We start from the raw sequence: 19598 nt of genomic DNA, 5'->3' as shown, positions 1-19598 counted from the left end.
GGCATTACCTCAGCTAACGAGTCGGCGCTGAAACAGTTCGCGGAACACCGGGTAAATGTCGCCGGCAGACACCAGTTGTTGTTGAGCGAAGGTGTCGGCAAACGCCTCACCGACTTGCTCGTACTCGAACCACAACGCCTGGTGCTCGCGCGGGGTGATTTCCACATACGTGAAGTACTGCACCAGCGGCATGATTTGCTTCATGAGGATGTCGCGGCAGATGGGCGAATCGTCGTTCCAGTTATCGCCGTCCGAGGCCTGCGCCGCGTAGATATTCCATTCGCTGGTGGGGTAACGCTCTTCCATCACTTCCTGCATCAGCTTGAGGGCGCTGGAAACGATGGTGCCGCCGGTTTCGCGTGAATAGAAAAACTCTTCTTCGTCCACTTCGCGGGCGCTGGTGTGGTGGCGGATAAACACCACTTCGATCTTTTCGTAGTTCCGCTTGAGGAACAGGTACAGCAAGATGAAGAAGCGCTTGGCGATGTCTTTGGTCGCCTGCGTCATGGAGCCGGAAACGTCCATCAAGCAGAACATTACGGCCTTGGAGCTGGGGTTCGGTTGCTTCACCAGCAGGTTGTATTTCAGGTCGAAGGTGTCGAGAAACGGCACCTTTTTAATGCGCGCGCGCAGCAGAACAATTTCCCCTTCTTTGGCCTGAATGTCGGCGAAATTATCGGGTTCTTCGGCTTTCAGGCGTTCAAGCTCGGCAATCGCTGCATGGAGTTTTGCGCGGCTGCTGCCGGACAACGCAATGCGGCGAGCATGGGCAGAGCGCAAGGTGCGCACGATGTTGATGCGCGACGGATTGCCTTCATTGCTGACCCCGGCACGCACGGTTTTAAACGTGTCGGTGCCGGTGAGCTGGCGTTTCACCAGGTTCGGCAACTCAAGGTCTTCGAACATGAAGTCGAGGAATTCTTCCTGGGTAATCTGGAAGACAAACTCGTCCATACCTTCGCCAGAATTGCTCGCTTTGCCCGCGCCTTTGCCACCGCCGCCGCCCTGCGGGCGGGGGATGCGTTCGCCAGCGGTGAACTCCTTATTGCCGGGGTGAACCTGGGTTTGCTTGCCGCCGCGACCGTGATGAAGCAACGGTTCGTCGATGTCGCGGCCGGGAATGCTGATTTGCTCGCCGTGCTCCATATCGGTAATGGAACGGCGACTGACGGCCTCTTCAACGGCCTTTTTGATGTGGTCGCGGTAGCGTCGCAGGAAACGCTGACGGTTTACCGTGCTCTTGTTCTTGCCGTTCAGACGGCGGTCGATCACATAGCTCATGGACGCTCCTCAGAACCCCCAGGCCTGCTGCGCTCGCTACGGCGAGCACCGTAGCGAGCAGACCCGGAGCGGCTCATATGGCCTGGTGGAAACAGGCCTTGCGGCAACGACGTCGGACGAATCCGACGTAGCAGGTTACTGCGACTTACGAACCCGCAGGTACCATTCGGACAGCAGGCGTACCTGCTTGTCGGTGTAGCCGCGCTCGACCATCCGCGAGACAAAATCGTTGTGTTTCTGTTGGTCCTCCTTGCTGGCTTTGGCGTTGAAACTGATGACCGGCAGCAGGTCTTCGGTGTTGGAAAACATTTTCTTCTCGATCACTACGCGCAGTTTCTCGTAGCTGAGCCAGGTCGGATTCTTGCCGTTGTTGTTGGCGCGGGCGCGTAATACGAAGTTGACGATCTCGTTGCGGAAATCCTTCGGATTGCTGATGCCGGCCGGTTTCTCGATTTTCTCCAGCTCTTCGTTGAGCGCCACGCGGTTAAGAATCTCGCCGGTTTCCGGGTCGCGATATTCCTGATCCTGAATCCAGAAATCCGCGTACAGCACGTAACGATCGAAGATGTTTTGCCCGTATTCGCTGTAGGACTCCAGGTAGGCGGTTTGAATTTCCTTGCCGATGAATTCGATGTAACGCGGCGCCAGGTATTCCTTGATGTAACGCAGGTAGCGTTCGCGCACCTCGGCCGGGAATTGCTCCTGCTCGATCTGCTGCTCCAACACGTACAGCAAGTGCACCGGGTTGGCGGCAATTTCGTGCGGGTCGAAGTTGAATACCTTGGACAGAATCTTGAAGGCGAAGCGGGTCGAAAGGCCGTTCATGCCCTCGTCCACGCCCGCGCTGTCGCGGTATTCCTGTATCGACTTGGCTTTGGGGTCGGTGTCCTTCAGGTTCTCGCCGTCGTACACGCGCATTTTTGAGTAGACGTTGGAGTTGTCGGGCTCTTTCAGGCGCGACAGCACCGAGAACTGCGCCAGCATTTTCAGCGTGTCGGGCGCGCAATGGGCTTTGGCGAGGGAGCTGTTGAACAGCAGCTTGTCGTAGATCTTGATCTCATCGCTAACGCGCAGGCAGTACGGCACCTTGACGATGTAAATCCGGTCGATGAACGCCTCGTTGTTCTTGTTATTGCGGAAGCTGTGCCACTCCGATTCGTTGGAGTGCGCCAGCAACACGCCCATGAACGGAATGGCGCCGAGGCCTTCGGTACTGTTGTAGTTACCTTCCTGGGTGGCGGTGAGCAGTGGGTGCAAGACCTTGATCGGCGCCTTGAACATCTCGACGAATTCCATCATCCCCTGGTTGGCGCGGCACAGCGCCCCGGAATAGCTGTAGGCGTCGGCGTCGTTCTGTGGGAATTCTTCTAGCTTGCGAATATCGACCTTACCGACCAGCGCGGAAATGTCTTGGTTGTTGTCATCACCCGGCTCGGTTTTCGCTACCGCGATCTGGTTGAGGATGGACGGGTAGAGCTTCACCACGCGGAACTGGCTGATGTCGCCGCCGAATTCGGCCAGACGCTTGGTGGCCCACGGCGACATGATGGTGCTGAGGTAGCGCCGCGGAATGCCGAAGTCTTCTTCGAGAATGGTGCCGTCTTCAGCCGGGTTGAACAGCCCCAGCGGCGACTCGAACACCGGCGAGCCTTTGATGGCATAGAAGGGCACCTTCTCCATCAGCTGTTTGAGCTTTTCCGCCAGCGATGACTTGCCGCCGCCCACCGGGCCGAGGAGATAGAGGATTTGTTTCTTCTCTTCCAGGCCCTGAGCGGCATGGCGGAAGTAGGACACGATCTGGTCGATGCACTCTTCCATCCCGTGAAAATCTTCAAAGGCGGGATATCGACGAATCACCTTGTTGGAGAAGATTCGCGACAGCCTGGAGTTGTGCGAGGTGTCGATCAGTTCCGGCTCGCCTATGGCCATCAGTAGGCGCTCGGCCGCTGTGGCGTAGGCGCTTTTGTCCTGTTTGCACAGGTCGAGGTACTCCTGAAGGGAATACTCCTCCTGGCGAGTCGCTTCGAAGCGTTGCTGGAAGTGGCTGAAAATACTCATGACGTCACCTCGCTTGATGGTCGAGCCGGGCGGGATCGGTCGAGCGGGTGCTGGCAATCTGCCGACGAGTCAGCAAATGAGATTCCCCCAGAACACCTAAAGGTCGCTGCCGATAGCCCCGGAAGCCGGTGTGCCGGCTCTCCCCTGTATGGATGGCCTGAGGTAAGGATAGTTCGTAATTGGAGAGGTCAAGGACCGACAAACAATAAGGATGTGTCGGTCTTTGTTACAGGAAGGCGAGAAGCCAGACGGGGCGCGGGCTAGACGGGTCGGAAAAAAATTATTCCTCAGCCTCGCTGGCGATCTCGCCAGGGAAGGTGGCGCGCCACAGTTCGAAGCCGCCGTCGAGGCTGTAGACCTCGGAAAAGCCCTGGCTGACCAGGTAGGCAGCGGCGCTCTGGCTGGAATTGCCGTGGTAGCAGGAGACGATCAACGGGGCGTCGAGGTCGGCCTGGGTGATGAAATCGTGCAGGGAGTGATTGTCCAGGTGGCGCGAGCCGCTGATATGACCCATGGCGAAGCTTTGCGGATCGCGAACATCCACGACCACGGCGCCGCTTTCGCGCAGTGCCTGTGCCTGTTCGGGGGGGATGCGTTTGAATTCGCTCATACGGGGGTCTCCTTGCAGTCGCAGCTGTGGCGCTCGCCGCTGTCGACGTTGAGTAGGGTCATGGCATTGCCCCAGACACAGCCAGTGTCCAGCGCGGTAACGCCCGGTTCGTTGCAGCGCCCTTCGAGGGCAGCCCAGTGGCCGAAAATGATTTTCTGCCCGGCCGTCTTGCGTTGCTTGTGGCTAAACCAGGGCTGGAACCCCGGCGGCGCGCTGCCAACGCCCTCTTTGCTTTTCAGGTCGAGGGTGCCGTCGGCTTTGCAAAAGCGCATGCGGGTGAAGTAGTTGGTGATGACCCGCAGGCGTGTGACGCCCTTGAGGTCGCTGTCCCAACGTGCCGGCTCATTGCCGTACATGCCGTCCAGAAAGGGCAGGAAACGCGTGTCGTCGCGCAGCGCTTCTTCGACTTCGGCAGCGCAGCGCAGGGCTTTCTTGAGCGTCCATTGCGGCGGAATGCCGGCGTGCACCATGGCGATGTCACGGTCGGCGTCGTAGTGCAGCAGTTTTTGCTGGCGCAGCCAGTCGAGCAGGTCCGTGCGGTCGGGCGCCTCGAGAATCTCGCTCAGGGTGTCGCCTTTCTTCATGCGCTCGATGTTGTTCGCGACGGCGAGCAAGTGCAGGTCATGATTGCCCAGCACGCACACCAGCGATTCGCGCATGGCATAGAGGAAACGCAGGGTTTCCAGCGATTGCGGCCCACGGTTGACCAGATCACCGACCAGCCACAGCCGGTCGGTGGCGGGGTCGAAGGCTACCCGGTCGAGCAGGCATTTCAGCGGATCCAGACAACCTTGCAGGTCGCCAACGGCGTACACCGCCATCAGTGCAGAGCCCCCGGCACGGCCAGGCGGAACGGCGCGATGAGGGCGTCGAAGCGCTTGCCGTCTTCGGCCTGCATTTGATAGCTGCCCTGCATGTTGCCCACCCGTGTGGCCATCAGCGTGCCGCTGCTGTAGGTGTGGCTGCCACCGGCCTCAATGGTCGGCTGCTGGCCGATAACGCCTGGGCCGCGCACTTCTTGCACGCGGCCGTCGCCGTCGGTGATCAGCCAGTGACGCGAGAGCAACTTTGCCGGAAGCTCACCGTTGTTGCGGATGGTCACGGTGTATGCAAAAGCAAAACGGTTCTGGTCCGGCTGCGACTGCTCCGGGAGGTAACGGGTCACGACGTTGACGTCGATCTGATAACGGGCATCGGACATACGAATGGCTCGGTTAGCGAACTGCTGAATAACGAGTTTAGTGCGCGGGCGCGGCAATTGTCTGCTCGTGCAGTTTGTCGGCCAGGCGCACGAAGGCGGCCAGGTCGAGCTGCTCGGGACGCAGGCTGCCGTCGACCTGCGCGGCTTCGATGGCCTCGCTGGTGAGCAGGGCTTTAAGCGTATTGCGCAAGGTTTTGCGGCGCTGGTTGAACGCTTCGCGCACTACGCGCTCGAGTAAACGGTGATCTTTGGCCGGGTGGGGCAGGGTGGCGTGCGGCACCAGCCGAACAATGGCCGAGTCCACCTTTGGCGCCGGGTTGAACGCGCCCGATCCGACGTTGAACAGGTGCTCCACGTCGCAGTGGTACTGCACCATGATCGACAGTCGCCCCCAATCGCCACCGCCCGGCGTCGCGGCCAGGCGCTCTACGACTTCCTTTTGCAGCATGAAGTGCATATCGCGAATCAGGCTGGCGTTGTCGAGCAGGTGAAAAATCAGCGGCGTGGAAATGTTGTACGGCAGGTTGCCGACTACGCGCAGGCTGTTGGGGGCCGGGTTGAGGCTGGTGAAGTCAAACTTCAACGCGTCGCCCTGGTGCAGGCTGAAGTTGGGGTTGCTGTCGAACTTGCTCTTGAGGATCGGGATCAAGTCCAGGTCCAGCTCTACAACATCCAACGTGCCGCCGCTGGACAACAGGCCTTCGGTCAGCGCGCCCTGACCCGGCCCGATTTCCAGCAGGCGCTCACCGGGGCGGGCGTGAATGGCGCGCAGAATGCGGTGAATAACCCCGGCATCGTGCAGAAAGTTCTGGCCGAAGCGCTTACGGGCGCGATGTTGGTAGTGCTCAGTCATAGTGGCTCTGCTGCTAGTGGGGCGGGCGACCTGTCTGCCAGTTAAGGCGCAGGACGCGGCAAAAGAAAGGCCGGCTTACCGGCTTTCGGCCATCTGATAGGCCGTTTCGAGGGCGACTTGCAGGCTGCCGGTGTCGATCTTGCCGGAGCCGGCCAGATCCAGAGCGGTGCCGTGGTCGACCGAGGTGCGAATGATCGGCAGGCCGAGAGTAACGTTTACCGCGGCGCCGAAACCTTTGTACTTCAACACCGGCAGTCCCTGGTCGTGGTACATCGCCAACACGGCGTCACAGTGGTCCAGATGCTTGGGCGTGAATAAGGTATCGGCCGGCAGTGGTCCGATAAGGTTCAACCCTTCAGTACGCAGCGATGCCAACGTCGGTTCGATGATTTCAATTTCTTCGCGGCCCAGGTGACCGCCTTCGCCCGCATGAGGGTTCAGGCCGCACACCAGGATTCGGGGTGCCGCGATGCCGAACTTGTTCACCAGATCGGCGTGCAGAATGCGCGTCACCCGTGCCAGGCGCTCAGGAGTAATGGCTGCAGCCACGTCCTTGAGCGGCAAGTGCGTGGTCACCAGCGCCACCCGCAGGCCGCGCGTCGCGAGCATCATCACCACTTGTTCGGTGTGGGTGAGGTCGGCGAGAAACTCGGTGTGGCCAGAGAACACGATGCCCGCTTCGTTAATCACACCCTTGTGCACGGGCGCCGTAATCATTCCGGCGAAATCGCCGTGCAGGCAGCCTTCACCGGCGCGCGTCAGGGTTTCGAGTACATAAGCGGCGTTGCGCGAGTCGAGCTGGCCGGCGGTTACGGCGCTGCGTAGCGGCGTGTCCCATACGTACAGGGTGCCGGCAGGTGCGGGGGCGTCGGGCCAGGCGTCTGGCGTGACCGCCACCGCCTGAACCGCCACGCCTAATTGCGCGGCCCGCTCGGTGAGCAGGTCGCGGCTGGAGATGGCGATCAGGGGATAAGGCTGGGCGTGCTGGGCAAGCAGCAGGCACAGGTCGGGACCTATGCCGGCCGGCTCGCCGGGAGTAAGAGCGAAGCGCGGTAGGGTCACAGTTTGACTTCTACGTATGCCTCGTCGCGAATCTGGCGCAACCAGGCTTGCAGCTCTTCGTCGTACTTACGGTTGCGCAGAGCGTTGAGGGCCTGCTGCTTGCGGAACTCGTCACTGCTGTCCGTGGCGCGACGGCCAAGCACTTCCAGAACGTGCCAGCCGTAAGGGCTCTTGAACGGTTTGGACACTTCGCCGCTGGCGGTATTGGCCATCACGCGCTGGAACTCCGGCACCAGGGTGCTCGGATCAATCCAGTTGAGGTCGCCGCCGTTGAGTGCCGAACCCGGATCTTCAGAGAAGCTTTTCGCCAGTTCGCCGAAGTCTTCGCCGGCCAGGATGCGGTCGTACAGACGCTCGACCAGGCGCTGGGTTTCAGCTTCGGTGCGGATCTCGCTCGGCTTGATCAGGATATGACGAACATGTACTTCGTCACGCATCTGGCTGTCGCCGCCGCGTTTTTCCAACAGCTTGATGATGATGAAGCCGCCCGGCGTGCGCACTGGCTCGGTGACGTCGCCAACTGCCAGCGCGCCAACCATGTTGTCGAACGGAGAGGGCAATTGAGCGGCTTTACGCCAGCCCATGTCGCCGCCTTCCAGCGCCGTTTCACTGCCGGAGCTGGAAATAGCCAGCTGGGCGAAGTCAGCGCCTTGCTTCAGCTGCTGATAGATAGCGTTGGCTTGTTTGTCCGCAGCCTGAATGGTTTCCGGCGAGGAGCTTTCCGGCACCGGAATCAGGATGTTGGCCAGGTGGTATTCCTGCGAAAGCTGCATTTTGCCCAGATCGGAGGCGAGGAAGTTCTGCACTTCCTGATCCGTTACCTGAATGCGTTCGGCCACACGGCGCTGGCGCACACGGCTAATGATCATCTCGCGACGCACTTGCTCACGGGCTTCGTTGAACGACAAGCCGTCCTGCGCCAGCGCCGCCTGGAATTGCTCGACACTCATGTTGTTGCGCTGAGCGATGGTGCCGATGGCCTGGTTCAGTTCTTCGTCAGTAATGCGGATGCCCGAGCGATCACCGATCTGCAGTTGCAGGTTTTCGATGATCAGGCGTTCCAGCACTTGCTGGCTCAGTACGTGCTCCGGCGGCAGTGCGGCACCGCGCTTGGCGATGGTTTGTTGAACCTCGCGCAGGCGGCCGTCCAATTGGCTTTGCATGATTACGTCGTTGTCGACGATAGCCACAACGCGGTCAATGGACTGCACGTCGGCGTGTGCCGCGGTACCCAGAAGCATGGCGCCCAGCAGCAGCGGGCGCAGACAATCAATAAGCTTGGTCTTCACGTTGACGATAACCTTGGATGCCTTGGTCGAGGAAACTCTCGACTTTGTTGCCGATAACGCCGCCGAGGCCTTTCAGCACGATTTGCAGGAAGATCCCGCGGTCGCCATTGGCTTCGCGTTTCAAGTCGAATTCGTCGTACTCAACCCAGTAACGGTTGATCAGACGCAGTTTCCAGCAGCAGTTGTCGTACTCGAAACCACCAAAGGCCTCCAGCGTACGGCTCTGGTTGTAGTCGAACTGCCAGCGAGCGATGGCGCTCCACTGCGGTACGACCGGCCAGATAACCGAGAAGTCGGACTGATCGATCTTGTATTCCTCGCCGCCCACTTCGAATAACCCGGTTTGCGGGTTGAAGCGTTTGACGTCGTTACGGTAGCGGTAGCCGGCGTTAACGATTTTGCCGGGGTTCGCTTCTGGCTGGTAATGCGCCATCACGTTACCGGAACGGGTTTCGCCGGCGTCCGGATCCCAGTTCAGGTCGGAGCTGACACGCCAGTCACGGTTGATGCGGTATTGGCCGGTCAATGCATACGGCGACACCGAGGCTTCGTCTTTAGCTTCGATACCTGGCAACTGCACTTTGCGGTCTTCGAAGTAGAAGGTCTGGCCGATCGCAACGCTGGCGCGCTCGAAGCCGTTTTCCTCGATAAAGCTGCTGCTGGTGCCCAGCGACAGTTGGTTGGCATCGCCAATACGGTCGCTGCTGGAGAAGCGGTTTTCACGGAACAGCGAGGCATAGCTGAACGGCGTTTCGCTGGTGTCGAAAATCGGGATGTCCGACTGATCGCGATACGGCACGTTCAGGTAATACAGGCGCGGCTCGAGGGTCTGGCGGTAGTTGTTGCCAAACAAAGTCGTGTTGCGGTCGAAGTACAGGCCGCTGTCGACGCTGTACAACGGCACGCCACGGTCCTGGCTGTTCTGGAAATCGTTGCCGGCAGTCGCGAGGTCATTCTTGCCTTTCTGATCGAGATCCAGGTCGTAGTCGGTGTACAGATACTTCATCGTCGGTTTGACGTAACCCCAGTTCCAGTTCAGCGGCAGGCTTACGCCTGGCTCCAAGTGGATGCGGTCGCCCGTTGCGCGGGTAAGGCCAGTCAGATAGCTATCTGGGCTACTCGTGTTGAGATAGTCGTACTCGTCCAGATCGCGGTCGAAGCGTACAAACTCGGTGTTGTAGGTGAAGTTCACACCGCCCGGTTGGAACGGCAGAACGCCGTCAAACGTCACCTGAGGCAGACGGTCGTACGGGGTCACGTCGGTCACGGTGGCCAGCTGATACGCATGCATATTGAGCTTGGCATCGAAGCTGTCGCCACGGTATGTGAGCGCGCCTTGCTGGTTTACGAAGGTCTGGCTGCTAACGTCGAGGTCGGTTTCCAGATCCTGGAAATAGTACGGGTCGCTGATCTTGGTGTAGTCGACCGTGCCCAGCAGACGCGAATCGAGGCCGGTCTGGTTTTTCAGGCTGTACAGATAACGTTGATCTTCGTACTTGGGCTCGTCCTTGCGCTCGTCGTCGCCGTCATCCAGGTAAGCAGCGCTGACCTGGCCTTCGCTGCTTTCGGTGAGGTAGCGGAACTCGCCTTCCATCAACACGCCGCGCTCGGACATGAAGCGTGGATACAAGGTGGCGTCGTAGTTAGGCGCCAGGTTGAAGTAGTACGGCGTAACCAGCATCAGGCCGGTGTCGCTGGACGAGCCGATGCTCGGCGGCAGGAAGCCGGACTGGCGACGGTCGTCGATTGGGAAATAGATGTACGGGGTGTAGAAGATCGGAATGTCTTTAACCCGCAGGGTCACGTTGGTCGCGGTACCGAAGCCGGTCGCCGGGTTCAAGGTGATGTTGTTGCCCTTCAGGTTCCAGGCGTTGCTGCCCGGTTCGCAGCGAGTGTACGTACCATCCTTGAGGCGGATGATCGAATCTTCCTGGCGCTTGGCATACAGCGCGTTGCCGCGAACGCTGGATTTGTGCAGCACGTATTCGGCGTTGTCGATTTGCGCTTCGCCGGTATCGAGTTGCAGCTGAGCGTGGTCACCGACCACCAAGGCGCCGTTGTCACGCAGACGCACGTTGCCGTTCAGCTCGCCACGGTTTTCAGCTTGCAGCAGGCTGGCCTCGTCGGCCTCCACCTGCATGCTGCCCTGGCGCATCACCACATCACCGGCCAAGGTCGCTACCTGTTGTTCCTGCTCATAGCGCGAGGCTTTGGCAGACACATAGGTCGGCGCATCTTTCTTGGCGGTTTTGTCTTTCATGCCCGGACGTTCCGGCTCGATGTACGCACCGGAGCAGTACGGGCCGGTTTCGGCCAGTTGCTCGGCGGTGAGCTTGTCGCGCGGAACCCAGTCGAGGTGACTGTAGTCAGCACTGCGAGACTTCAACGCTTTGCCTTTGCTCTGGGTCACCAACTGAGGCTTGGCCTCAGTGGCAACGGCTTCACCCGAGGCGACCGTGCTGGTCTTCTCGGCCGAGGTGCCGGCCAATGAGCTGACCGCGCCGGCGCTATGCACCGGGCGAGGTGGCAACACGGCAGTGTTCGATTTTGGCGAACATGCCCAACCACCCGTAGCCGACACAGCGCAGTCATACTGCTCAGCGGCGACCACGTATTGCGTGGCAACAGGTTGCAAAGCCAATAGGCTGCCGGTAACCAGCAGAGGGAATTTTTTACGAAACGCGGGGTATTTTACTGCCATCTTGTAGTCCGGGCTTCCTGCGCGCCATCGGCCCGCTAGGACCGCACGCCTCTCGATGGGCTGAAAAAGATGCTGGATAATAAAGCATGACCCGCACAACGGCTAGGGCCGTCGGAGACCCTTGTAATGCTTGATGAAGATGTACGCCTGCAACAGCTGTCCGTGTGGCTCGATGAGCAATTACCCGCCCTGTTTGCCGCGCGCGGCTGGGGCCCGGTTCCGCCTGCAACCCTTACTGCAGCTAGCAGCGACGCCAGTTTTCGGCGCTACTTTCGCTGGCAGGCAGAGGGCCGCACATTCATCGTGATGGACGCCCCGCCGCCTCAGGAAGACTGCCGCCCCTTCGTAAAAATGGCCGGTTTGCTCGCGCAGGCAAAAATAAATGTTCCGCAAATTTTGGCCGAAGACCTCGAACGCGGCTTTTTGCTGCTGCCAGATCTTGGCCGCCAAACCTACCTCGACGTCATTAATGACGACAACGCCGACGCCTTGTTTGCCGATGCGCTGAACGCGCTGGTGGCGTTTCAGCAACTGCCGCCGCACACGCCGTTGCCCAGTTACGACCACGCGTTGCTGCACCGCGAGCTGCAACTGTTCCCCGACTGGTATGTGCGCCACGAACTGGGGCTGGAATTCACCGACGCGCAGCTCGCCGCCTGGCAACGCATCTGCACCGTGTTGATCGACAGCGCGTTGGCCCAGCCAAAGGTGCTGGTGCATCGCGACTATATGCCCCGCAATCTGATGCTCAGCGAGCCGAACCCCGGCGTGCTGGATTTTCAGGATGCGGTGTATGGCCCAGTCACCTACGACGTCACCAGTTTGTTCAAAGACGCCTTCCTCAGCTGGCCCGAGCCGCGTGTGCGTGCCTGGTTGAGCCACTACTGGCAGCAAGCGCAGGCCTTGAACATTCCGGTGCAGCCCGACTTCGAAGATTTCCTGCGCGCCAGCGACCTCATGGGCGTACAGCGACACCTCAAAGTTATCGGCATTTTCGCGCGCATCTGCCACCGCGACGGCAAGCCGAAATACCTGGGCGACGTGCCGCGATTCTTCTCCTATATAGAAGCGGTGCTCGCGCGTCGTCCGGAACTGGCTGAACTCGGCGAGCTGTTTGCCAGCCTGCACGCATCCAAGGCGGTACCCGCATGAAAGCCATGATTCTGGCGGCCGGCAAAGGTGAGCGCATGCGCCCGCTGACACTGCATACGCCCAAGCCGCTGATTCCGGTCGCCGGCCAACCCCTGATCGAATACCACCTGCGCGCGCTGGCGGCGGCAGGTTTTCGCGAGGTGGTGATCAACCACGCCTGGCTCGGTCAGCAGATTGAAGACCACCTGGGCGACGGCTCGCAGTTCGGCCTGCGCATCGTCTACTCCCCCGAAGGCGAGCCGCTGGAAACCGGCGGCGGCATCCACAAAGCGTTGCCCTTGCTCGGCGATGAGCCTTTCCTGGTGGTCAACGGCGACGTCTGGACCGACTACGACTTTCGCGCAATTCCCAGACACATCACCGGCCTGGCTCATCTGGTGATGATCGACAACCCCGCGCACCATCGCGCCGGAGACTTCACCTTGCGCGACGGCCAGCTCAGCGATGCCCAGCCCGGCGCCGCCACGCTCACCTACAGCGGCATTGCCGTGCTGGCGCCGGCTTTGTTTACCGGCTGCCAGGCGGGCGCGTTCAAGCTGGCGCCGCTGCTGCGCGACGCGATGGCCGCAGGCCGCGTAAGCGGCGAGCATTTCCAAGGGCATTGGGTCGACGTGGGCACCCACGAGCGCCTGGCCGAAGTGGAACAGCTGCTCGCGGTGGCCGGCTGATGCTCTGGCCAGCGACCGTCGTGGGCGCCACTGCCGGGCTGGCGCTGGCGAGTATCCCGGGCGCTTTGCTGGGCATATTGCTCGGTCAGGTGGTGGACCGGCGCATGGCCCTGGAAAGCTGGGACGACTTGCGTGGCCGGCTCAAAGGCGCGCGGCCGGTGGGCGTGTCCGATCAAGACCTGCTGTTCGTCCTGCTCGGTCGCCTGGCCAAGAGTGACGGCCAAGTGCTCGAAGTACACATCCAGCAAGCCCGCGCCGAAATGCAGCGCCTGCAACTCACCGACGGCGAACAGCGCCGCGCCATCGACGCCTTCACCCGCGGCAAAAACGGCCAGGACGGCTTACGCCTGCCGCTGCGTCGTTTGCGCAGCGAGTTGCGCGCCGCCGAAGAAGTGCTGCGCGCCTGCTGGCGCATGGCCTGGGCCGACGGCCGCGCCACCAGCACCGAGCGCGAGCTGATCGTGCTGTGGGGCAAATGGTTGGGCATAGGGCGCGACGCCGTGACGGCGCTGGGCGCGGAATTCGAACCGCGCAAAAGCACCAACGTCACCAGCGTGGTCAGCTATGAACAGGCGCTGCGCTTACTGAACGTGGCCCATGGCAGTGATGTGCAAACCATCAAGAACGCCTATCGGCGGCTGCTGAGTCGGCATCACCCTGACAAGCTGGTGGGCGCGGGCGCGAGTCCGGCGAAGGTGCTAGAGGCGACGGAGAAAACGCGGGAATTGCACAGTGCGTATGCGGTGGTTAAGGAGCAGCGGGGGTTTCGGTGAGGGCGGGCTTTTAGCGAAGCGCCCCATTTTCATTGCTGGATTCCGAATCGTCGGACCGCCGCCTACGCGGGAATGAAGGAGGTTTGGATAGCTATCACCGTCATTCCCGCGAAGGCGGGAATCCAGAGTTTCGGACCGAAGCTCGAATCTCAGATCGACAAAATCCAACCGTCGCACCAAGCCTAAAAACAAAGCCCAACCCCAACACCCCTCAAATCCCCGGCGAAGCCGGCTCAACCGGCTCCGGCACCGCATCAGGCTCCGGCGCACTCGCCGGCGTCGACCGATCCGGCCGCGCCGCCCCTGCCTGCACATGCTGGCTCAGCCACCCTTTCACCCGCCGATACAACTGCTCCTGCTCCGTCGCCCGATCCCCCGGCAACGCGCCCATCGCCACCTGGATATACGCCGGATGCTTCTGCCGCTTGCTCGCCTGCGAACGCAGCGTGGCGTTGTCACGGTCCGCCGCCAGGTCGCGGTAGTAGAAATCGCCCGTGGCCAGTTTCAGCGCGGGCACCAGGTCCTCCAGCGCTGGCGAAAAGCCGACCGGCTTTTCAGCCGCTATCAGAATCAGATTGCTGACTTGCTTGGGCTTGTTATCCGCCAAATAACGCGCCGCCCAGTAGCCGCCGCTGCCATGGCCGAGTAACACGATGGCCTTGGCTTTTTGTTCCTGGGCAAAGGCGATGGCCGCCTCGATTCGGGCGCTCACGCGGGTGGCGTGGGTGGTGCGCTGTTCCTCGGTTATGCCACTGGGCGGCGGTGTGTTGTCGGCCGGCACGGCGGCGTTTTCCGGCGTGGTGGCCGGCGCGGGCTCGGTGGTTTCGGCGGGTTTGCTGTCGCCTTCGACCGGTGGCGTGGCTTGCAGTGGGCGCAGCGGCGGCTCGTCGCCTTGAGGGTCGGGCAGGCTCAGGCTCAAGGTGTGCCAGCCGGCATCGGGCAGTTTTTCCCGCAGCGGCGCCATTGCCAGGGGCCAGTCGGCCGTTTCGCCGTCGCCGGGAATTAAAATCACCACGCCGCTGGGCTCGCCCACGTTGGCCAACTTATACAACGCCAGAAACTGCTCATCGCCGGCCGTGAGCATTTGTTGCTCCTTGGCCGGTACACGTTTGGCCAGGGCGGCAGCATCGTCGACGCTGCGCTCGGCCAGCGGCGCGCGTTCCACCACCGCAGCGGGTTCGCCTTCCTTGCTGGCGGCCGGTTCGTCGGCAGCGTGCACCGCGCCAATCAGCAGCAGCGAGACCAAGGCGAGAGATGGGCGAAGCGACAGCGGCATCGGGCAAGTCCTGAACAAGGGCGATGGGTGCAGCCTAATCGGCGGCCGTGCATTTGTCAGGCGCAGGTTTAGCCGTGCGTGCGCCGGCTGGAGTAAGGTAGGCCGGCTCGTTGTTCCCTCCCCGAGGTTTTCGCTGGATGTGCCGTCCGTTGCTCCGCTCTTTCTTCTGCGCATTGCTGGTCTTGCTGGGTCTGGTGCCGGGCCTGGCACTCAGCGATGCCCCGCCCTCGCTGGCGCTGAGCAGCGAACAGCAAGCGTGGCTCGAGGCCCATAAGCAGCTGCGCGTCGGCGTGGTGCTGCAAGCGCCCTATGCGCAAATGGACCGCCGCCAACAGAAGTTATCCGGGGCCCATATCGACCTAGCTAACGACCTCGCTGCCGCGCTGCACGTCGACCTGATCTGGCAAACCTACCCCGACCAACCCTCCCTCGAAGCCGCCGCCCAGGCGCGCTTGTTCGACATCGCGCCCGGCCAGATGCAAACCCCGGCCGGCCTGCGCCAGTGGCTGTTCACCGACCCTTACATGCGTGTGCCGCAACTGGTGGTGGGCGCGCGCGTGGGCGGCGCTGCGGTGGACTTCGAGCAGCTAGGCAGCAACGACCCCGTGGCCGTGCGTATGCCGAGTGCGGTGGCCGACTACCTGCGCAGCTCCTATTCCAACCTCAACCTGCAAGGCGCCGACAACGAGCGCCAAGCCTTGCGCAATCTGTTGGCCGAGCGCGTGAAATACGTGGTCATCGACGAAGCCCAGCTCAGTCGTCTTTCCGGCGAGGCCGAGTTCGCCGAGCTGGCCGTGGTCGGCGATATTGGCTTTCCGCAATTGCTGCGTGTGGCCACCCGCCGCGATTGGCCGCAGCTTTCGGCCATCATCGACACAGCCCTGGCCGGGCTCTCGCCCAAACAGCTCGACCAATTGCACAACCGTTGGGTGCAAATCAAATACCCGCGCCTGAGCGAGTCGCCAGGTTTCTGGCAGAACCTCACCTCTTTGTTCGCCGTGCTGCTGGCCGGCGCCGTGGCGTGCCTATTCTGGCTGCGTCGGCAAGTGCGCCGTCTGGAGCGTGACCTGCTCAGCGCCCGGCACGCCCTGGACCTGCGCCAAGCGGCCGAAGAAGCGCTGCGCCTGACGCAGTTTTCCATCGACCAAAGCACCGTTGGCATTCTCTGGGTCAATTGGGACAGCCACGTGCGCTACGCCAACCGCGCCGCCGAACAATTGCTCGGCTACCCGGCCGGCGGCGTGGTTGAACTGCCGCTGGCCGCCTTCGACCCAAACCTGCACATGGATCGCTGGCTGGCCCTGTGGAAGCGGGCACGGGGCAGCGACGGCGAGCCGCTGAGCTTCGAAAGCTCGCTGCTGCGCGCCGATGGCACGACCTTGCCGGCCGATGTGTCGCTGAGCTTTCTGCGTTTTCGCCAAGCCGAATACCTGGTGGTGTACATCACCGACGTCACCGAGCGCCGTCGCGCCCTGGCCGCGCTGCAAGAAAGCCAGGCGCGCCTGCAAGGCATCGCGGCCAACGTGCCGGGCATGGTGTTTCGCCTGGAGCGCGCGCACGTTGGCGCCGACGTGGAATTCGCCTTTATCAGCGACGGCAGCGAAGGCATGGTCGGCTACCCGGCCGCCGTGTTGCAGGCGTCCGACCGAGGCCTGCGCAGCCTGGTCTACAGCGAAGACAAAGCCAGCTACCACGGCACGCAAGATGAAGCTTTCGCCCACGACCGCGACTGGCACTGGCAAGGGCGCATCCTCACCCGCGACGGTGAGCAGCGCTGGGCCGACATCAAAGCCATCGCCCGGCGCCTGGACGACAACAGCGTGGTCTGGGACGGCATCGCCTGGGACATCACCGACAACAAACGCATTGAACTGGAGCTGGCCGGCTCGCGCGCCCAACTGCGGGAATTGTCCGCCCACCTGGAAAGCGTGCGCGAAGAAGAAAAAGCCCGCATCGCCCGCGAAGTGCACGACGAATTGGGCCAAGTGCTCACCGTGCTGAAACTGGAAACCTCCATGTGCGAGTTGGCCTACGCCGAGCTCGATCCCGGTTTGCAGGACCGTCTCAACAGCATGAAAAAGCTGATCGCCAACCTCTTCCAATTGGTACGCGACGTGGCCACCGCCTTGCGTCCGCCGATCCTCGACGCGGGCATCGCCTCGGCCATCGAATGGCAAGCCCAGCGCTTCGAAGCGCGCACGCAAATTCCCTGCATCGTGCAAGTGCCCGACAACCTGCCGACCCTGGCCGACGCCAAAGCCATCGGCCTGTTCCGCATTCTTCAGGAAGCGCTGACCAACGTGATGCGTCACGCCCAGGCGCATACTGTCGAGCTGCGGCTGGAACGCGAAGGGGGCGATCTGTGCCTGACCGTCGCCGACGATGGCGTCGGCTTTGTCGCCACGCCCGGACGCAGCGCCTCGTTTGGCTTGGTTGGCATGCGCGAGCGCGTGCTGATGATGGGCGGCACCTTGCGCCTGGACAGCCAACTCGGCGAGGGCACCACCCTGACCGTGCGCATTCCCTTGGCCTCACGCAACGAGGAGATTGAACCGTGATTCGTGTACTGGTCGCCGAAGACCACACCATCGTTCGAGAAGGCATCAAGCAACTGATCGGCCTGGCCAAAGACCTTTGCGTCGCCGGCGAAGCGAGCAATGGCGAGCAGTTGCTGGAAACCCTGCGGCATACCGAATGCGAAGTGGTGTTGCTCGACATCTCCATGCCGGGCGTCAACGGTCTGGAAGCCATTCCGCGCATCCGCGCGCTGAGCAATCCGCCGGCCATTCTCGTGCTTTCCATGCACGATGAAGCGCAGATGGCCGCCCGCGCCCTGAAAGCCGGCGCCGCCGGATACGCCACCAAAGACAGCGACCCGGCGCTGTTACTCACCGCTATTCGCCGCGTGGCGGCCGGTGGGCGTTACATCGACCCGGAGCTGGCCGACCGCATGGTGTTTGAAGTCGGCCTGACCGACTCGCGGCCCTTGCACACGCGGCTATCGGAACGGGAATTTTCCGTGTTCGAACGGCTCGTACAGGGCGCCAACGTTAACGACATTGCGCAGCAGTTGGCGCTGAGCAACAAGACCATCAGCACGCATAAAGCGCGGTTGATGCAGAAGCTGAACGCGGCGTCTGTGGCGGATCTTGTTAAGTATGCGATGGAGCATAAGTTGGTCTAGCCGCGCTGCTCTTGTAGGAGCCAGCTTGCTGGCGAACGGTGGATAAGCAATTCGCGACCTTCGTTTGCAGGGTTCGCCAGCAAGCTGGCTCCTACGGGAATACTGCGACCAACGTCTTTAGCCATCTTCACACCGCACATACATCCGTCCTCCCCGCGTTCGCGAGGATGACGGATGTATGTGCGGGAATAGGCGTAGGTCCGGCAGATTGGCCAAACCTCCGTCATCCTCGCGAAAGCGGGGATCCAGAGTTTTGTGCCGGGCGCAGGCGTGAGCGATGCGCAGAATTGGAAAGCCAGGCCGTACATTCTCTGCAGTCCAACATGTCTGTACGCCGAAAAATTCTGGATTCCCGCGTCCGCGAGGATGACGAATGTATGTGCGGGAATAGGCGTATGTCCGGCAGATTGGCCAAACCACCGTCATCCTCGCGAAAGCGGGGATCCAGAGTTTTGTGCCGAGCGCAGGCGTGAGGGGTGCGCAGAATTCGAAAGCCAGGCCGTACATTCTCTGTAGTCAAACATGTCTATACGCCGAAAAATTCTGGATCCCCGCGTTCGCGAGGATGACGGATGTGTTTTCGGGAATCTGGGTGCGTCTGGCAGATCCCGGACGAGAACAAGCGTTGAGGCGCGCGCAACCGCCCCGATCAGCGCATCTAGTATTTCTCCCCCCTAACCCCCCACAATCGCGCCCCATAACAACAAGCCGAGCGCACTCAGCATGGAAAAACTCCTGGTCGTCGAAGACGCACCCGAAATCCGCGAGATGGTTTCGCTGTATCTGGTCAACGCCGGCTATGAAGTGCTCAGCACCCCTTCGGGCCATGAATGCATGCGCCTGTTCGAGCGGCATCAGCCCGCCGCCGTGATCCTCGATATCGGCCTTCCCGATATCGACGGCCTTACCGTCGCCGCCCAGCTGCGCAGTAAAAGCCCGCAAATCGGCATCATCCTGGTCACTGTGCGTGACGACGATTTCGACCGCGTGGCCGGTCTCGAAACCGGGGCCGATTGCTATATCACCAAGCCCGTCAACCTGCGTGTGTTGCTCGCGCAAATTCGCAGTCTGCTGCGTCGCCGTCAGGGCGATAAGACGGATCAGGATGTGCTGCTCGGTACTTACAAAGTCGATTTGCTGCGCCGCCGAATCAGCGACGAAGAGGGCAGCGATGTGTCGCTGACGGCGGGCGAATTTGCCTTGCTGGTGGGCTTGATCGAGCGGCGGGGCAAGCCGGTCAATCGCAACGATTTGCTCGCCTGTTTGCGCCATGGTCTTGAGAGCGAAGACTCCGGGGATTTGCGCACCGTCGACACGCTGGTGGCCCGGCTGCGGCGCAAGTTGGAGCTCAATTCCAACCGCCCGCAACTAATCCAGACCGTCTACGGCCGGGGTTATAAGCTGGCGGTGCAAGGCGAGATGTCAAACTGATGGCGCCTGGCCGCTGACGGCTGTCAACGGTTGTTCACAAGCATGAACGACCACGACTA

At 61.5% G+C, this 19598-nt stretch carries 16 protein-coding genes; 6 read left to right on the top strand and 10 right to left on the bottom strand.

From position 1 onward, the window contains the following. Positions 1-9: 9 nt before the first annotated feature. From AC0IW7_RS07155 to AC0IW7_RS07115, 9 genes are all read right to left on the bottom strand, one after another. Positions 10-1281 (bottom strand): YeaH/YhbH family protein, encoded by a 1272-nt coding sequence (locus AC0IW7_RS07155; protein ID WP_471816716.1) that lies wholly within the window; start codon positions 1279-1281, stop codon positions 10-12. Positions 1282-1416: 135 nt separating this feature from the next. Beyond that, complete coding sequence (locus tag AC0IW7_RS07150) at positions 1417-3339, bottom strand: PrkA family serine protein kinase (RefSeq protein WP_122451616.1); 1923 nt, start codon at positions 3337-3339, stop codon at positions 1417-1419. Between the two features lie 280 nt (positions 3340-3619). After that, positions 3620-3949 carry a thiosulfate sulfurtransferase GlpE gene (gene glpE, locus AC0IW7_RS07145; protein ID WP_471816714.1) on the bottom strand — a complete coding sequence of 110 codons (330 nt, stop codon included), beginning with the start codon at positions 3947-3949 and terminating at the stop codon, positions 3620-3622. Continuing rightward, a complete protein-coding gene (locus AC0IW7_RS07140) occupies positions 3946-4770 on the bottom strand; it encodes a symmetrical bis(5'-nucleosyl)-tetraphosphatase (protein ID WP_471816712.1) in 825 nt (274 codons plus the stop codon). The genes glpE and AC0IW7_RS07140 overlap by 4 nt, the downstream gene beginning before the upstream one ends. Continuing rightward, on the bottom strand, positions 4770-5150 hold the full coding sequence (gene apaG, locus AC0IW7_RS07135) for a Co2+/Mg2+ efflux protein ApaG (RefSeq protein ID WP_471816710.1): 381 nt from the start codon (positions 5148-5150) through the stop codon (positions 4770-4772). The genes AC0IW7_RS07140 and apaG overlap by 1 nt, the downstream gene beginning before the upstream one ends. 37 nt (positions 5151-5187) lie before the next feature. Continuing rightward, complete coding sequence (gene rsmA, locus AC0IW7_RS07130; RefSeq protein ID WP_122451613.1) at positions 5188-6003, bottom strand: 16S rRNA (adenine(1518)-N(6)/adenine(1519)-N(6))-dimethyltransferase RsmA; 816 nt, start codon at positions 6001-6003, stop codon at positions 5188-5190. Positions 6004-6078: 75 nt separating this feature from the next. Next, positions 6079-7065, bottom strand: coding sequence for a 4-hydroxythreonine-4-phosphate dehydrogenase PdxA (pdxA, locus tag AC0IW7_RS07125; RefSeq protein WP_471816708.1), 987 nt, complete (start codon positions 7063-7065; stop codon positions 6079-6081). Beyond that, positions 7062-8354, bottom strand: a complete 1293-nt coding sequence (locus AC0IW7_RS07120; RefSeq protein ID WP_471816706.1) for a peptidylprolyl isomerase — start codon at positions 8352-8354, stop codon at positions 7062-7064. The genes pdxA and AC0IW7_RS07120 overlap by 4 nt, the downstream gene beginning before the upstream one ends. Beyond that, positions 8335-11055, bottom strand: a complete 2721-nt coding sequence (locus AC0IW7_RS07115) for an LPS-assembly protein LptD (protein WP_471816704.1) — start codon at positions 11053-11055, stop codon at positions 8335-8337. The genes AC0IW7_RS07120 and AC0IW7_RS07115 overlap by 20 nt, the downstream gene beginning before the upstream one ends. Before the next feature lie 126 nt (positions 11056-11181). Here AC0IW7_RS07115 and AC0IW7_RS07110 point away from each other — a divergent pair, with 126 nt between their 5' ends. From AC0IW7_RS07110 to AC0IW7_RS07100, 3 genes are read left to right on the top strand one after another with little or no spacing between them, the layout of a single operon-like run. Continuing rightward, complete coding sequence (locus AC0IW7_RS07110; protein WP_471816702.1) at positions 11182-12207, top strand: aminoglycoside phosphotransferase family protein; 1026 nt, start codon at positions 11182-11184, stop codon at positions 12205-12207. Further along, a complete protein-coding gene (gene murU, locus AC0IW7_RS07105; RefSeq protein WP_471816700.1) occupies positions 12204-12875 on the top strand; it encodes an N-acetylmuramate alpha-1-phosphate uridylyltransferase MurU in 672 nt (223 codons plus the stop codon). The genes AC0IW7_RS07110 and murU overlap by 4 nt, the downstream gene beginning before the upstream one ends. Beyond that, a complete protein-coding gene (locus tag AC0IW7_RS07100) occupies positions 12875-13648 on the top strand; it encodes a TerB family tellurite resistance protein (RefSeq protein WP_471816698.1) in 774 nt (257 codons plus the stop codon). Before murU ends, AC0IW7_RS07100 begins: the two co-directional genes overlap by 1 nt. Positions 13649-13859: 211 nt before the next feature. On the opposite strand, the gene AC0IW7_RS07095 is transcribed toward AC0IW7_RS07100, so the two are convergent. Continuing rightward, entirely contained in the window at positions 13860-14924 is a 1065-nt protein-coding gene (locus AC0IW7_RS07095; RefSeq protein ID WP_471816696.1) for an alpha/beta hydrolase family protein, read from the bottom strand. Positions 14925-15061: 137 nt separating this feature from the next. Here AC0IW7_RS07095 and AC0IW7_RS07090 point away from each other — a divergent pair, with 137 nt between their 5' ends. From AC0IW7_RS07090 to AC0IW7_RS07080, 3 genes are all read left to right on the top strand, one after another. Further along, the gene (locus AC0IW7_RS07090; RefSeq protein ID WP_471816694.1) at positions 15062-17482 is read left to right on the top strand and encodes a PAS domain-containing sensor histidine kinase; all 2421 of its coding nucleotides are present in this window, start codon (positions 15062-15064) and stop codon (positions 17480-17482) included. Next, positions 17479-18108, top strand: a complete 630-nt coding sequence (locus AC0IW7_RS07085) for a response regulator transcription factor (protein ID WP_122491976.1) — start codon at positions 17479-17481, stop codon at positions 18106-18108. The genes AC0IW7_RS07090 and AC0IW7_RS07085 overlap by 4 nt, the downstream gene beginning before the upstream one ends. A 723-nt stretch (positions 18109-18831) precedes the next feature. Further along, positions 18832-19539 carry a response regulator transcription factor gene (locus AC0IW7_RS07080; protein ID WP_122491974.1) on the top strand — a complete coding sequence of 236 codons (708 nt, stop codon included), beginning with the start codon at positions 18832-18834 and terminating at the stop codon, positions 19537-19539. Positions 19540-19598 lie beyond the last annotated feature (59 nt).

Source organism: Pseudomonas sp. AC229 (genome assembly GCF_979254655.1).
Note: the sequence above shows the minus strand (reverse complement) of the source record. Positions and strands in the feature narration are given on the sequence as shown.

Coding starts and splice junctions, on each gene's coding strand:
- AC0IW7_RS07155 (WP_471816716.1), bottom strand. CDS start 1,281: ATGAGCTATGTGATCGACCGCCGTCTGAACGGCAAGAACAAGAGCACG.
- AC0IW7_RS07150 (WP_122451616.1), bottom strand. CDS start 3,339: ATGAGTATTTTCAGCCACTTCCAGCAACGCTTCGAAGCGACTCGCCAG.
- glpE (WP_471816714.1), bottom strand. CDS start 3,949: ATGAGCGAATTCAAACGCATCCCCCCCGAACAGGCACAGGCACTGCGC.
- AC0IW7_RS07140 (WP_471816712.1), bottom strand. CDS start 4,770: ATGGCGGTGTACGCCGTTGGCGACCTGCAAGGTTGTCTGGATCCGCTG.
- apaG (WP_471816710.1), bottom strand. CDS start 5,150: ATGTCCGATGCCCGTTATCAGATCGACGTCAACGTCGTGACCCGTTAC.
- rsmA (WP_122451613.1), bottom strand. CDS start 6,003: ATGACTGAGCACTACCAACATCGCGCCCGTAAGCGCTTCGGCCAGAAC.
- AC0IW7_RS07115 (WP_471816704.1), bottom strand. CDS start 11,055: ATGGCAGTAAAATACCCCGCGTTTCGTAAAAAATTCCCTCTGCTGGTT.
- AC0IW7_RS07110 (WP_471816702.1), top strand. CDS start 11,182: ATGCTTGATGAAGATGTACGCCTGCAACAGCTGTCCGTGTGGCTCGAT.
- murU (WP_471816700.1), top strand. CDS start 12,204: ATGAAAGCCATGATTCTGGCGGCCGGCAAAGGTGAGCGCATGCGCCCG.
- AC0IW7_RS07100 (WP_471816698.1), top strand. CDS start 12,875: ATGCTCTGGCCAGCGACCGTCGTGGGCGCCACTGCCGGGCTGGCGCTG.
- AC0IW7_RS07095 (WP_471816696.1), bottom strand. CDS start 14,924: ATGCCGCTGTCGCTTCGCCCATCTCTCGCCTTGGTCTCGCTGCTGCTG.
- AC0IW7_RS07090 (WP_471816694.1), top strand. CDS start 15,062: ATGTGCCGTCCGTTGCTCCGCTCTTTCTTCTGCGCATTGCTGGTCTTG.
- AC0IW7_RS07080 (WP_122491974.1), top strand. CDS start 18,832: ATGGAAAAACTCCTGGTCGTCGAAGACGCACCCGAAATCCGCGAGATG.